The sequence below is a fragment of the Serratia nevei genome (assembly GCF_037948395.1).
In the GTDB taxonomy this organism is placed as follows: domain Bacteria; phylum Pseudomonadota; class Gammaproteobacteria; order Enterobacterales; family Enterobacteriaceae; genus Serratia; species Serratia nevei.
This window is the reverse complement of record NZ_CP149940.1, coordinates 4,161,391-4,176,265: the sequence shown is the minus strand read 5'-3', so window position 1 is coordinate 4,176,265 and position 14,875 is coordinate 4,161,391. Positions and strand designations below refer to the sequence as shown.

Below are 14,875 nucleotides of genomic sequence, written 5' to 3'. Positions count from 1 at the left end.
CCGGGCAGGGGAGCCGACGGCGTCTTTCGGCTCGGTTGAACCGCGGCGGTTGACCGGGGGCTGCATTAGGATGATGAGGTGCTGCAATAATGGATTTATTAAGGTTTATCCTGCGTTTGCCTTTTACCCTGGTTAAGGGCGTTTGTCGCCTGCTGGGTGGGGTGTTGTCGCTGTTGGGGCGGTTGCTGAGACCGCTGGTCGGCAACCTCAGCTGGCGTGCGCCGGCCTGGTGGGCTGCGCTGCCGCGCGGTTTCTTGCGGCTCGAAAGCGGCGTGGATAAACACCCGAAAGCGATCGGTTTAGGCCTGTTGCTGTTGGCTGGCGCCGCAGGCGGCGCATTTTACGGCTGGCACTGGTGGCAAAACCGGCCTCAGCCTATCGAGCCTGCACCGATGGTGGTTCAGGAGGTCAGCGCATCGCTTGCCAACCCCGAGCCAATAGATTACGCCGCCGCCCGGCAGGTGCCGCAAACGGTGAGCCTGACCTTCAGCGGGTCGGTCGCGCCGATCGCCGCAGTGGGTAAAACCGTGAGCGCCGGCATCACTCTGAAGCCGACGGCGGAAGGGCAGTGGGCATGGAGCAACGAGTCGACGCTGCTGTTCACGCCGAAAAAGCCGCTGCCGATGGGCGCGAAGTATGACGTGACCCTTGAGCCCGCCACCCTGCTGGCACCGCAGATCAAACTGGCCAAAACCCGCTATGCCTTCACCGTGCCCGCGTTCGATTACCGCCTGGGGCAGGCTGAGTATTACCGCGATCCGCAAGATGCGCAGAAACGCAGTGCGATTTTCAATCTGAAGTTCAACGCGCCGGTCGACGTCGCCAGCTTTGAAAAACAGATTTCGCTGGGGTTGAAAGAAGGCAGCACTTCCTCCGAGAAAAAGTTGAACTTCTCTCTGGTCTATGACGAGAAAAAACTGAACGCCTGGGTGCATTCCGAGCCGCTGCAGGCGCTGGATCAGGGCGGCGCTGTGCATCTGACCGTCGGCAAGGGCGTCAAATCGACGGCGGCCGGCAATGCGGTCGAAGAGGCGAAAAGCAACTGGGTCAAAGTCCCGACGCTGTACAGTCTAGCGCTGAGCGACGCCAGTGCCCAGGTCGTGGATACCGACGGCGGCCAAGGGCAGCGTGCGCTGGTGGTCGGTTTCAGCGATGCGGTGAAGGATAAAGAGCTGGCGCGGGCCACCAAAGCCTGGCTGCTGCCGCAGCACGATCCGAACGATGCCGAGGCCGCCAACGATGCCGAAGATTTCTATCAATGGACGGTCGACAGCGTCGGTAAAAACGTGCTGGCGCAGGCGACGGCATTGCCATTGACGCTTAACGAGGCGGAAGAGGCCTACCAGCCGCAGTTCAGCTTCCGCTTTGAAGCTCCGGCGCACCGCTTCGTGCTGATCGAGATAGACAACCAACTGGTCTCCGTCGGCGGTTACAAAATGCCGAAGAAGGTTTATCGGGTGGTCGAAGTGCCGGAGTTCCCGAAATCGCTGCAGTTCATGTCCGCAGGCTCGCTGCTGTCGGTCAACGGCGACAAACAGATCAGCGTGGCGGCGCGCAACGTGGCGGGCCTGCGGCTGGACATCAAGCGGGTGATCCCGAGCCAGCTGCAGCACATCGTCTCCTTCAAAAGCCGGGAATATTCGTCCACGGAATTCAACCGGCTCAACGATGAGTATTTCACCGAGCATTTCAAATACCAGACGGCGCTCAATAACGAGCGGCCGGGGGAAGTGAACTATCAGGGCATCGACCTCTCCCGTTATCTCTCCACCAACGCCAGTTCCCATCGCGGGGTGTTCCTGCTGACGCTGTCTGAATGGCAGCCGAACCGGAAACCGGCGGCGGAAGAGGCGGGTGCCGAGCCAGAACAGGAACCGGACGAGAGCACCGGAGATGATCAGCCCGACGTTGGCGATTCGCGCTTTGTGGTGGTGACCGATCTGGGCATCGTCGCCAAGAGCTCGCAGGATAAGACGCGCGACGTCTTCGTGCAGTCGATTCAAAGCGGCGCGCCGGTCAGCGGCGCCAACGTGTCGGTAGTGGCCAAAAACGGCGTGACGCTGCTCAGCCAAACCACCGGGGCAGACGGCCACGTGCGTTTCCCGGCGCTCGACGTGTACACCAACGAGCGCCAGCCGGTGATGTTCCTGGTGGAAAAAGAAGGGGATGTTTCCTTCCTGCCGACCGGCAGCTATAACGATCGCGGGCTGGACTTCTCGCGCTTCGACGTCGCCGGGGAGCAAACGCCGACCGATCCGCGTACGCTCGGCAGCTACCTGTTCTCCGATCGCGGCGTTTATCGACCGGGGGATACTTTCAATATTGGCCTGATCACCCGCGCCGCCGACTGGCGCGTTGGCCTGGCCGGCGTGCCGGTGCGCGCCGAAGTCCGCGATCCGCGCGACAAGCTGATGACCACCGTGCCGCTGACGCTGAGCGCCAGCGGTTTCAACGAGCTGAGCTATACCACCGATGAAAACTCGCCCACCGGCGAGTGGAACGTCTATCTGTATCTGATCGGCAAAAACAACGATACCTCCACGCTGCTCGGCCATACCGCGGTCAATGTGAAGGAGTTCGAGCCGGATCAGCTGAAAGTGAAGCTGGCGCTGACGCCGAATCGCCAGCAAGGCTGGGTCAAACCGTCCGAGCTGAAGGCCAGCATCGATGTGCAGAACCTGTTCGGTACCCCGGCGCAGGATCGCCGCGTGACCACCAGGCTGACGCTGCGGCCGATGTATCCGAGCTTCGATCGCTTCCCAGATTATGCGTTCTATGAAAACCGGCAAAACAGCGACGGGTTCGAAACCGAGCTGGAAGATCGCACCACCGATGAGCACGGCGCGGCCGAAATCCCGCTCGATCTGAAATCCTACGCCGACGCCACCTATCAGCTGCAGCTGCTGTCGGAGGCGTTCGTCGCCGGCGGCGGGCGCTCGGTGGCGGCTACCGCCCGCACGCTGGTTTCGCCTTACGATTACCTGATTGGGGTGAAGGCGGACGGCGATCTGGGCTACATCAACCGCGACGCGGAGCGGCATCTGAACGTGATCGCCATCGATCCGAATCTGCAGCAGATCGCCATGCCGAACCTGAAGCAGGTGTTGATCGAGCAGAAATACATCTCGGTGCTGACCAAACAGGATTCGGGCGTTTACAAATACCAGTCGAAGATGAAGGAAGTGCAGCTGTCGGAACAGCCGCTGGCGCTGAGCGAGCAGGGCGCGGATCTGCGGCTGGCGACCGATAAGCCGGGCGACTTCGTGCTGGTGATTGAAGATGCGCAGGGCAAAACGCTCAACCGCGTCGCCTACAGCGTGGCCGGCAACGCCAACCTGAGCCGTTCGCTGGATCGCAACGCCGAACTGAAGCTGAAACTGAACCAGGCGGAATATCAGCCGGGCGAGGAGATCGAGGTGGCGATCAACGCGCCTTATACCGGTAGCGGCTTGATCACCATCGAGAAGGACAAGGTTTACGCCTGGCAGTGGTTCCACACCGATACCACCAGCTCGGTGCAGAAGATCCGCGTGCCGGCCGGCATGGAGGGCAACGGCTACATCAACGTGCAGTTCGTGCGCGACATCAACTCCAGTGAAATCTTCATGAGCCCGCTGAGCTATGGCGTGATGCCGTTCAAGATCAGTACCCAGGCGCGGCAAAACAGCCTCGAGGTGACGGCGCCGGAGGTCATCAAGCCGGGTGAAAACCTGACGATGACGGTCAAGACCGACGTGCCGCAGCAGGTGGCGCTGTTTGCCGTCGATGAGGGCATTCTGCAGGTGGCGCGCTACCGCCTGAAGGATCCGCTGGAGTTCTTCTTCAGTAAGCGTGAACTGAACGTGAGCAGCTCGCAGATCCTCGACCTGATCCTGCCGGAGTTCAGCAAGCTGATGGCGCTGACCGCGGCGCCGGGCGGCGACGCGGGCGAAGGGCTGGATCTCAACCTCAACCCGTTCAAGCGCAAACGCGACAAGCCGGTGGCCTATTGGTCCGGCATTACCGAGGTCAGCGGCGAGAAGCAGTTCGTCTACCCGGTGCCGGACTACTTTAACGGCAAGATCCGCGTGATGGCGATTTCGGTGACGCCGGAGAAAATCGGCAAGGCGCAAACCGCCGCCACGGTGCGCGACAACTTCATCATGACGCCGAACGTGCCGGCGATGGTGGCGCCGGGCGACGAGTTCGACGTCAGCGTGGGCGTCAGCAACAACCTCGAAGGGTTGAACGGCCAGTCGGTGGCCATCAACGTTCTGTTGACGCCGCCGCCGCAGTTGGAGGTGGTGGGCAACGCGACGCAAAGCCTGACGCTGGCGGAAAAACGCGAGGGTGTGATCACTTTCCGTCTGCGCGCCAAATCCGCGCTGGGCGATGCACCGCTGGTGTTCGACGCCCGTTACGGCGACCAGGCCAGCCGCCGCACCGTCAGCACCTCGGTGCGGCCGGCGGCGCCGTACCGCACCCAGTCGGTGATGGGGCGCATGAGCGGCAGCAGCCAGAACGTCGATGGCCTGCGCCAGATGTTCGACGCTTTCGCGCAGCGCCGGGCGGCGGTGTCGAATTCGCCGCTGGTGCTGACCAGCGGGCTGGCGCAATACCTGGCGGATTACCCGTATTACTGTTCCGAGCAGATCGTTAGCCGCTCCATTCCGCTGATGCTGCAGAGCCGCCACCCAGAGATGAAAAGCAGCCTGAGCCAGGCGGAAGTCAGCAAGCAGCTGCGCAACCTGCTTGGCGTGCTGCGCGCGCGCCAGAACGACAGCGGGGCGATCGGCGCCTGGCGTTCGTCGCCGGATGCCGATCCTTTCGTCACGCCTTATGTGGTGCAGTATCTGCTCGAAGCCAAAGCGGCGGGCTACGCCCTGCCGGAAGGCATGCTGGACGAGGCCAACGGCGCATTGCGCGAGCTGGCGGCCAGCGGATTCGACGATCTGTATCTGCTGCGCCTGCGCAGCTGGGCGGTTTACCTGCTGACGCTGCAGGGCGAAGTGACCACCAACTCGCTGGCGGCGGTGCAGGATACGCTGCAAAAACGCTATGGCGAAGGGTGGAAAACCGATCTGAGTGCGCTGTATCTGGCTTCTTCTTACCGCTTGTTGAAGATGGACGACGAAGCCGCCGCGTTGCTGCAACCGAGCTGGCAGCAGCTGAGCAAGGCGTATGACAGCGCCTGGTGGACGCAGAATTATTTCGATCCGCTGGTGCAGGATGCGACGCGGCTGTATCTGATTACCCGTCACTTCCCGGAGAAGGTGGCGTCGATCCCGCCGCAGGTGCTGGAGAATATGGTCAAGGCGCTGAAAGAAGAGCGCTACACCACCTACTCTTCCGCGATGAGCATCCTGGCGCTGGAAAGCTATTCGGCCCAGGTGGCGGCGCAATCCGCCAATGCGGATGCCTTGGGCATCGTGCAGGTAGGCAAAGCCGGCGGTGAGCCGCAGCGCATCAGTGAGCTGCAGGGGTTGTTCGTGCAGGGGCAGTTCAACGCCGATGCTACTGCTGTGCGCTTCACCAACGGCGGCAATGCGCCGGCCTGGTATGTGGTGACGCAGGCCGGTTACGACCTGAATGCGCCGCAAAAAGCGCTGTCGCGCGGGATTGAGATCGTTCGCGATTACACCGACGAACAGGGCAAACCGGTGACGCAGGTGACGTTGGGGCAGAAGATCAACGTCCATCTGAAGGTGCGCGCCAACTCGAAAGAGGGGCAGAGCAACCTGGCGATCGTCGATCTGCTGCCGGGTGGGTTCGAAGTGGTGCAGCAGACGCCGCCGGAACCGGCCGACGCCGGCGAGGAGAGCGAAGACCGCGGCGGTTGGCAGTCGCCGCTGGCCGCTACCGGCTCCACCTGGGCGCCGGATTACAGCGATATCCGTGAAGATCGGGTGATTATCTACGGCAGCGCCGGCACCGAGGTGCAGGAGTTCGTCTATCAGATCAAGGCCACCAATACCGGCAGCTTTATTGTTCCACCGGCCTACGGCGAAGCCATGTACGACCGTGAAGTACAGGCGATGTCGGCCGGCGGCGGCAAGCTGGTGGTGGTGCCGGCGGGCAACGACTAGGCCGGATCCGGCGCCAGGCCAGCGTCTGGCGCCGGGGCGGTGAGAGCCTATGAGGATCCTGACCGGGCGTGCGCTGCAAAACGGCTTGATGGCGGTGTTTTTACTGGCGCTGCTGTTGACCGCGATTCGGCTGTGGCCGCACCCGCCCCTGTGGCAGGGGCTGCCGCAGTCTTCCGTCTATTACGACAGGCACGGCGCGCTGCTGCGCATCACGTTGGCCAACGACGACCGCTACCGGCTGTGGACCCCACTGGAGCAGGTGTCGCCGCTGGCGGTGCGCGGGCTGCTGCTGCACGAAGACCGCTGGTTCTACTACAACCCCGGCTTTAACCCCGTCAGCCTGATGCGTGGCTTCTGGCGCAGCTATGTCGCCGGCGGCAAAATGCAGGGCGGATCGACCATCAGCATGCAGCTGGCGCGCATGCGCTGGCATCTCAACACCCGCACGCCGGGCGGCAAGCTGCTGCAGGTGCTGCGCGCGGTGCAGCTGGAGCTCAGCTACTCCAAGCGCGATATCCTGGAAGCCTACCTGAATTATGCCCCTTACGGCCGCAACATCGAAAGCATCGGCGCCGCCAGCCTGATCTATTTCGCCAAGTCGCCGAAGGATTTGACCCTGCCGGAGGCGCTGACGCTGGCGGTGTTGCCGCAGTCGCCCAGCTACCGTCTGGAGCCGAAAACCGGCGTGCTCGGCGCTGCGTTGACGCAGGCGCGCAATCGTCTGTTCCAGCGCTGGCAGCGGGTTTACCCCACCGACGCCAGCCAGCAAACGCTGTTTCGCCTGCCGCTGGCGCTGCGGCAGCCTGAGCAAGTGCCCTATATCGCGCCGCATTTTATCGAGCAGCTACGGCTGCAGACGCAGCAACTGGTACAGCGCGATACGCGCGTCGACACCACGCTGGACGCCGGGTTGCAGCGGCTGGTCGAGCGGCAGGTCAACGCGTTTATCGCCCGCAACCGCAGCCGCGGCATCCAAAACGCCGCGGTGATGCTGGTGGACAGCCGCGATATGGGGGTGCGCGCGCTGGTGGGATCGGCGGACTATTACAATCGGCCGATCCAGGGGCAGGTGAACGGCACCAACGCCAAGCGCTCGCCGGGTTCGACGCTCAAACCGTTTATCTACGCGCTGGGCATGGAGCAGGGCGTGCTGCATCCGATGACCATCCTGAAAGACGTGCCTTCGTCGTTCGGCGCCTATGCGCCGGAAAACTTCGACCGGCGCTTTCTCGGCCCGGTGACCGCCACCGATGCGCTGAATTTCAGCCGTAACATCCCGGCAGTGTATGTCGCCTCGCAGCTGCGCCAGCCGACTTTTTATCAGTTTTTGCGTTTGACCGGCGTGGCCAATATGGCCAGTGAGAGCCACTACGGGCTGTCGCTGGTGCTGGGCGGCGGCGAGGTGACGGCGCAGGAGTTGGCGAAGCTGTATGCGCTGTTGGCGAATCGCGGCGAGCTGCGGCCGCTTCGTATGCAGCTGAACGAGGCCGAAGCGACGCCGGTTCGGCTGCTGAGTGAGGAGGCCAGTTTCATTACGCTGGATATGCTGCGCCAGCATCGCCGGCCGGGCGATACGCTGGCGCAACGTTCTTCTTCACTGCCGGTGTACTGGAAGACCGGCACCTCCTGGGGCTTTCGCGACGCCTGGAGCGTCGGGATTTTCGGCCCTTACGTGCTGGTGGTGTGGGAAGGCAACTTCGACGGGCGCGGCAACAATGCGTTGGTCGGCGCCGAGGCGGCAGCGCCGCTGTTCTTCAATGTCATCGACAGCGTCAACGCCAGCTATCCTGGCCTGCGGGAACCGAAGCACCCGTTTCCCCAACGGTTGCGGCGGGTGGAGATCTGTCTCGCCAGCGGCGATCTGCCCACGCCATGGTGCCAGCAGAAGGGCAAGACCTGGTTTATTCCCGGCAAGTCGCCGATCAAGGTCGACAGCGTTTACCGGCCGGTAGTGCTGGATATTCACAGCGGCGAGGTCGTCTGCCCGCCGTATGACGCGGCGCAGACCCGCACCGAAATCTTTGAGTTCTGGCCTTCCGATCTGGCCAACGTATTCGCCCAGGCCGGGCTGCCGAAGCGGGCGCCGCCGGTCAACCGCTGCAAGGACAACGGCATCGCCGTCGGCGGCAACGCGCCGCGCATCACTTCGCCGCTGAAAAATACCACCTATACCCTGCGCCAGTCGCAGCAGGGGCGGGATAAAATCGCCTTCAACGCGGTGACGGACGCCGACAGCAAGACGGTGTACTGGTTCGTCGACGATATCTATCTCGGCAGCAGCGCCAGCAAAAAGCCGATCGACTGGCGGCCGATCAACAACGGGCGCTACCGCATTCGGGCGGTGGACGATCGCGGCCGCGCCGATACGCGCCTGGTGACCATCGAATGGGTGAACTAGCGCTGAGCCGCACGCCTGTTATACTCGCGCCCGAAACGGCTATTTACCTGGGAAAGCGATGTGATTGAGATTTTGTATCAGGATGAACACCTGGTGGCGGTGAACAAGCCGTCGGGCTGGTTGGTCCACCGCAGTTGGCTGGACCGTCATGAAACTCGCTTTATGATGCAGACGGTGCGCGATCAGCTCGGGCAGCACGTCTTTACCGTGCACCGTCTCGATCGCCCGACTTCCGGCGTGCTGCTGATGGCGCTCTCCAGCGAGGTGGCGCGCCTGCTGTCGCAGCAGTTCGAGCAGCATCAGGTGCAGAAAACCTACCATGCGGTGGTGCGCGGCTACGTGCAGGAGGGGGCGACCCTCGACTACCCGCTGACGGCGGAGCTGGACAAAATCGCCGATAAACATGCCGATGCCGATAAGGGACCGCAGCCGGCGGTGACGCACTACCGGCCGCTGGCGCAGGTAGAGATGCCGGTGGCCGTCGGCCGCTACGACAGCGCGCGCTACAGCCTGGTGGAGCTGCAGCCGGAAACCGGCCGCAAGCACCAGCTGCGGCGCCACATGGCGCATCTTCGCCATCCGATCATCGGCGACAGCAAGCACGGCGATCTGCGGCAGAACCGCGGTATGGCGCAGCATTTCGGCTGCCCGCGCCTGATGCTGCACGCCAGCCATCTGCAGCTGACGCACCCGGTGACCGGCGAACCGCTGCAGGTGACGGCGCGCTGGGACGAAGACTGGCAAGGGGTGATGGCGCAGTTCGGCTGGGCGGGGGTATTCCCTGAACTTGCCGGGGTTGAGTTTAGCGCGGCTAACGGTCAGGATAGCTGACAATTTTTAAAGGTAATGAAGGGAGTAGGAGCCATGGCTCAGGTTGGTATCTTCGTGGGAACGGTCTACGGCAATTCGCTGCTGGTGGCGGAAGAGGCGCAAAACATCCTCAGCGAGCAGGGCCATGAGGTCAAACTGTTCGAAGAGGGCACGCTGGAGGCCTGGCAGTTTTATCGTCAGCACTACGCGCTGGTGATCACCTCCACCACCGGGCAGGGCGATCTGCCGGACAGCATCGCGCCGCTGTTCCACGCCATTCGCGATCAGGTCGGCTACCAGCCGGAGCTGCGCTATGGGCTGATCGCCCTCGGCGACAGCAGCTATGACAACTTCTGCGGCGCCGGGCGCGCGTTCGACGCGCTGCTGCAAGAGCAGGGCGCCACCCGTGTGAGCGAAGTGCTGGAGATCGATGCGATGGAACAGCCGGAGCCGGAAGTGGCCGCCTGCCCGTGGGTCGAGCAGTGGGGCACGCTGCTGCAATCGTAAAGTAAAAAGGCGCCGCGAAAGGGCGCCTTGGCGATGATGCGGGTCAACCGATCCGCATTATTTGCCGCGGGTGAGTTTTTCCAGATCGGCTTCGATCTCGGCAATCTTGTGCGACACCACGCCTTCGAGATGGCGCAGGTCGTCGAGAATTTTACGCTTCAGATCCACTTCTACCTGATCGCGCTGGCACAGCTGATCCAGTTCGTCGATCACGTAGCGCAGGTTCGGGTTGATCTCGTGAATTTCCTTGTAGCCCTGGCCGGCGTTGTCCGCCACCACGGTTTTACGCTGGCGCGGGTACTTGAACTTCACGCTCTTGGCGAAGAACTCGCCCTTGTCCTTGCGGAAATAGATCTTGAGGATGTCGTTGTTGGCCTCTTGACGCAGGCTATAGCGATCGACGTCTTCCGGTTGATTGATGCCCAAACTCTTCAAGTTATCGTACATACTGCGCCCTCTTTAGATGTGATCGTTATATTCCACGACTGCAATTATGGCGGAAAGCGAGATCTGCGACTGTGACTGCCAGCGAAACGCAGACAAAAAAATAGCGGGTGAATCACCCGCTATTTCAATTTAGTCGATAGTGCGCAATAACTCATTAATGCCGACTTTACCGCGTGTTTTGGCGTCGACTTTCTTGACGATCACCGCGCAGTACAGGCTGTAAGAACCGTCTTTCGACGGCAGGTTACCGGAAACCACCACCGAACCCGCCGGTACGCGGCCGTAATGGATTTCGCCGGTCTCGCGGTCATAGATACGGGTGCTCTGGCCAAGGTATACGCCCATCGAAATCACCGAGCCTTCTTCCACGATCACGCCTTCCACCACTTCGGAGCGCGCGCCGATGAAGCAGTTGTCTTCGATGATGGTCGGGTTGGCCTGCAGCGGCTCCAGTACGCCACCGATGCCGACGCCGCCGGACAGGTGAACGTTTTTGCCGATCTGCGCGCAAGAACCGACGGTGGCCCAGGTGTCGACCATGGTGCCTTCGTCGACGTAGGCGCCGATGTTAACGTAAGACGGCATCAGCACGGTGTTACGCGCGATGAACGCGCCCTGGCGCACGGTGGCCGGCGGCACGACGCGGAAACCTTCCTTCTGGAAGCGCGCTTCGTCGTAGTCGGCGAACTTCATCGGCACCTTGTCGTAGTAGCGGGTTTCCGCGCCGTCCATCACCTTGTTGTCGTTGATGCGGAAAGAGAGCAGCACGGCTTTCTTCAGCCACTGATGGGTGACCCATTGACCGTCGATCTTCTCGGCGACGCGCAGGGCGCCGCTGTCCAACAGGCCGATCACCTGGTTTACCGCTTCGCGCGTTACGGTGTCTACGTTCGCCGGGGTGATGTCCGCACGGCGCTCGAAGGCGCTTTCAATAACGTTCTGTAATTGCTGCATGCTGTTCTCTTTCCTGATGTTGTCGGTAAAAAGTTACTTGTATCACATTTTATCGTTTGGGGTGAGGGCCTCTGTCAACCGTTGCTCCAACTTTCTGCGCGTTTCCTGATCGAGCGCGCGTCGCTCGCCGTCGCCCAGGATAAACAAGTCCTCGACCCGCTCGCCGATGGTGGTAATGCGCGCGCCGTGCAGCGACAGCCCCAGGTCGGCGAACACTTCGCCCACCCGCGCCAGCAGGCCGGGCTGGTCAAGTGCGATCAGCTCCAGGTAGCTGCGGCGATCGGTGTGGGTCGGCAGGAAGGTGACCTCGGTCGGCACGCTGAAATGACGCAGCTTGGAAGAAGGCCGGCGCACGCGCGGCGGCTGGTACTCCCGCTGGGTGATGGCCTGCAGCAAGGCCTGGCGGATCGCCGTGTGGCGATCCTGTGCCAGCGGGCTGCCGTCCGGCTCCAGCACGATAAAGGTGTCCATCGCCATGCCGTCGCGGTTGGTGAAGATCTGCGCGTCGTGCACGCTCAGATTGCGGCGATCCATCTCGCCGGCGACGGCGGCGAACAGGTAGGGGCGATCCGGGCTCCAGATAAAGATCTCGGTGCCGCCGCGCGTCGCCTGGCGGCTGACCAGCACCAGCGGCTGGGTGGAGTCGTGGGCCAGCAGGTGACGGGCGTGCCAGGCCAGCTGGTTCGGCGAGTGGCGCAGGAAATAGTCGGCGCGGCAGCGGCTCCAGATGCGGTGCAGCGCCTCTTCGTCGATGTTGTCCATGCGCAGCAGCGCCAGCGCCTGCAGGCGGTGATGGCGCACGCGTTCGCGCAGATCCGGGCTATTCTGCATGCCGCGGCGCAGCTGCTTCTCGGTGGCGAAGTACAGCTCGCGCAACAGGCTCTGTTTCCAGCTGTTCCACAGGGTTTCGTTGGTGGCGCAGATATCCGCCACCGTCAGGCACACCAGGTAACGCAGGCGGGTTTCGCTCTGCACTTCGCTGCTGAACTGCTGGATCACCGTCGGATCCTGGATATCGCGGCGCTGCGCGGTGACCGACATCAGCAGGTGCCAGCGCACCAGCCAGGCCACCAGTTGGGTTTCGCGCGAGTTCAGGCCGTGCAGTTCGGCGAACTCCACTACGTCTTCCGCACCGAGGATCGAGTGATCGCCGCCGCGCCCTTTGGCGATATCGTGGAACAGCGCCGCCAGCAGCAGCAGTTCCGGATGCGGTAGACGCGGGTATAGTTCCACGCACAGCGGATGGCGCGGCCGGGTTTGCGCATCGGCGAAGCTCTCCAGCTTTTGCAGCACGCGGATGGTGTGTTCATCGACGGTATAGGCGTGGAACAGGTCGAACTGCATCTGGCCGACGATCTTGCCCCACTGCGGCATATAGGCCCACAGCACGCTGTGACGGTGCATCGGCACCAGCGCGCGCGAGACCGCGCCGGGATGGCGCAGAATGGCCATAAACAGATCGCGCGCTTCCGGAATGGTGCACAGCGGCTGTTTCAGATGGCGGCGGGCGTGGCGCAGCTGGCGCACGGTGGTGGAATAAATGCCCTTGATCTCGCGGTTGCGCACCATCAGGTAGAACATGCGCATGATGGCCTGCGGCTCGCGGATAAACAGCGTCTCGTCGCGCAGATCGATCAGATCGCCGCGCAGCTGGAAATCGTCGTTCAGCGGGCGCGGCTTCTCGGTGGCGTCCAGCGCCAGGATGGCTTCGTCGAACAGCTGCAGCAGCATGTGGTTCAGCTCGCTGACGCGCCGCGTCATGCGGTAGAAGTCTTTCATCATGCGTTCGACCGGCTCGTTGCCTTCGCCTTCATAGCGCAGCAGCTGCGCCACGCTGAGCTGGCGATCGAACAGCAGGCGGTTGTCGTAACGCGGCAGCACCAGATGCAATGCGAAACGGATGCGCCACAGGAAGCTCTGGCACTCGTTCAGCTCGTTGCGCTCGGCCTGGGTGAGGAAACCGAAGCCGACCATTTCGTCCAGCGAGGTGGCGCCGAAGTGGCGCCGCGCCACCCACAGCAGGGTGTGGATGTCGCGCAGGCCGCCAGGGCTGCTTTTGATATCCGGCTCCAGGTTATAGCTGGTGCCGTGGTAGCGCTGGTGGCGCTCCTGCTGTTCGTTGACCTTGGCGTGGAAAAACTGCGGCGAGGGCCAGAAGCCGTCGCTGAAGATATGTTTTTGCATCTGCAGGAACAGCGCGACGTCGCCGCAGATCATGCGCGATTCGATCAGGTTGGTGGCCACGGTCAGATCCGCCAATCCCTCCAGCAGACATTCTTCCAGGGTGCGCACGCTGTGGCCCACTTCCAGCTTGAGATCCCACAGCAGGGTGATGAATTCGCCGACTCGCTGCGACTGTTGTTCCGTCAGCCGGCGCTGGCTGAGCACCAACACGTCGATGTCCGACAGCGGGTGCAGCTCGCCGCGGCCGTAGCCGCCGACCGCCACCAGCGCAGTTTCCGGGATATCTTCGAAGCCGTAGAAGGTCCACAGCCGGCGCAGCAGGCGATCGATGAAGTCGCTGCGCGCCGCCACCAGGCTTTCGGCGCTGGCACCGGCGTCGAACGCTGCCGCCAGCCACAGCTGGAACTGCTCCAGCCGCTGTTTCAGCACCGGACAGGTGAGCTCGTCGTTGCCGTAGGTGCTGGGGGAAGCGGGCGGCATCGGCACGGCCGGGGCCGCTTGTTGAAGGAGATTGTCAGACATAGTGCGCAGCCCATAAAAAAGGCCGGCAAAAGCCGGCCTGGTGATATTCTGCACGCGGCGTTCGCCGCGGTGCTTACATCTCGTGCGTAATGATGTTGGGGATGGTGTCATCCTTGCGCAACGTCATTATCTCGCAGCCGTTATCAGTGACCACAATAGTATGCTCATACTGCGCCGACAAGCTGCGATCTTTGGTTTTTACCGTCCAGCCGTCTTTCATGGTGCGGATGCGGTAGTCACCGGCGTTGACCATCGGTTCGATGGTGAAGGCCATGCCCGCCTGCAGTACCACGCCGCCGTCATCGGCATCATAGTGCAGCACCTGCGGCTCTTCGTGGAACACTTCGCCGATGCCGTGGCCGCAGTACTCGCGCACCACGGAGAACTTCTCGGCCTCGACGAATTGCTGGATAGCCTTGCCCAGGGTGCGCAGGCGGATGCCCGGCTTGACCATCTTCAGCGCCAGATACAGGCTTTCCTGAGTGACGCGGCACAGGCGCTCGCCCAGAATGGTCGGTTTGCCGACGATGAACATCTTCGAGGTGTCGCCGTGGAAACCGTCTTTAATTACGGTCACGTCGATGTTGACGATGTCGCCGTCCTTCAGCGTTTTGTCATCGCTCGGGATGCCGTGGCACACCACTTCGTTCACCGAGATGCACACGGATTTCGGGAAGCCGTGGTAGCCGAGGCAGGCGGAAATGGCCTGCTGCTCGTTGGTGATGTACTCGTGACAGATACGGTCCAGTTCGCCGGTGGTCACGCCAGGTTTGACGTGCGGCTCGATGATTTCCAGCACTTCGGCGGCCAGGCGGCCGGCCACGCGCATTTTTTGGATGTCATCAGGTGTTTTAATTGAGATTGCCATGAAATTCGTCCGCAGGTGTCGTTATCGTCGACAATAAGAAGCAGTGACTTATGGTATCAGCCCGGCCGGAGGCTGCCAAATTTCATTTCCCGATGCCCGGCGCAAAGCAACAAAAGTTGG

The 14,875-nt window shown here is 62.3% G+C and carries 8 protein-coding genes; 4 read left to right on the top strand and 4 right to left on the bottom strand.

The features are described 5' to 3' along the window. The first annotated feature begins 89 nt into the window (after window positions 1-89). From V8N38_RS20065 to V8N38_RS20050, 4 genes are read left to right on the top strand one after another with little or no spacing between them, the layout of a single operon-like run. On the top strand, window positions 90-6,065 hold the full coding sequence (locus V8N38_RS20065) for an alpha-2-macroglobulin (RefSeq protein WP_147840323.1): 5,976 nt from the start codon (window positions 90-92) through the stop codon (window positions 6,063-6,065). A gap of 49 nt (window positions 6,066-6,114) precedes the next feature. Continuing rightward, on the top strand, window positions 6,115-8,463 hold the full coding sequence (pbpC, locus tag V8N38_RS20060; protein ID WP_147840324.1) for a penicillin-binding protein 1C: 2,349 nt from the start codon (window positions 6,115-6,117) through the stop codon (window positions 8,461-8,463). A 60-nt stretch (window positions 8,464-8,523) separates the two neighbouring features. Further along, window positions 8,524-9,294 (top strand): tRNA pseudouridine(65) synthase TruC, encoded by a 771-nt coding sequence (truC, locus tag V8N38_RS20055; protein ID WP_103830292.1) that lies wholly within the window; start codon window positions 8,524-8,526, stop codon window positions 9,292-9,294. Window positions 9,295-9,327: 33 nt separating this feature from the next. Then, window positions 9,328-9,780 (top strand): flavodoxin, encoded by a 453-nt coding sequence (locus tag V8N38_RS20050; RefSeq protein ID WP_033654121.1) that lies wholly within the window; start codon window positions 9,328-9,330, stop codon window positions 9,778-9,780. Between the two features lie 57 nt (window positions 9,781-9,837). Here V8N38_RS20050 and V8N38_RS20045 read toward each other — a convergent pair whose 3' ends face one another. The 4 genes from V8N38_RS20045 to map form a co-directional block, all read right to left on the bottom strand. Beyond that, a complete protein-coding gene (locus V8N38_RS20045; protein WP_004931929.1) occupies window positions 9,838-10,227 on the bottom strand; it encodes a DUF3461 family protein in 390 nt (129 codons plus the stop codon). A gap of 129 nt (window positions 10,228-10,356) precedes the next feature. Further along, window positions 10,357-11,181, bottom strand: a complete 825-nt coding sequence (gene dapD / locus V8N38_RS20040; RefSeq protein WP_004931932.1) for a 2,3,4,5-tetrahydropyridine-2,6-dicarboxylate N-succinyltransferase — start codon at window positions 11,179-11,181, stop codon at window positions 10,357-10,359. Between the two features lie 42 nt (window positions 11,182-11,223). Further along, window positions 11,224-13,887 carry a bifunctional uridylyltransferase/uridylyl-removing protein GlnD gene (gene glnD / locus V8N38_RS20035; RefSeq protein ID WP_147840325.1) on the bottom strand — a complete coding sequence of 888 codons (2,664 nt, stop codon included), beginning with the start codon at window positions 13,885-13,887 and terminating at the stop codon, window positions 11,224-11,226. A gap of 73 nt (window positions 13,888-13,960) precedes the next feature. Next, window positions 13,961-14,755, bottom strand: a complete 795-nt coding sequence (gene map / locus V8N38_RS20030) for a type I methionyl aminopeptidase (RefSeq protein WP_004931936.1) — start codon at window positions 14,753-14,755, stop codon at window positions 13,961-13,963. Between the last annotated feature and the right edge of the window lie 120 nt (window positions 14,756-14,875).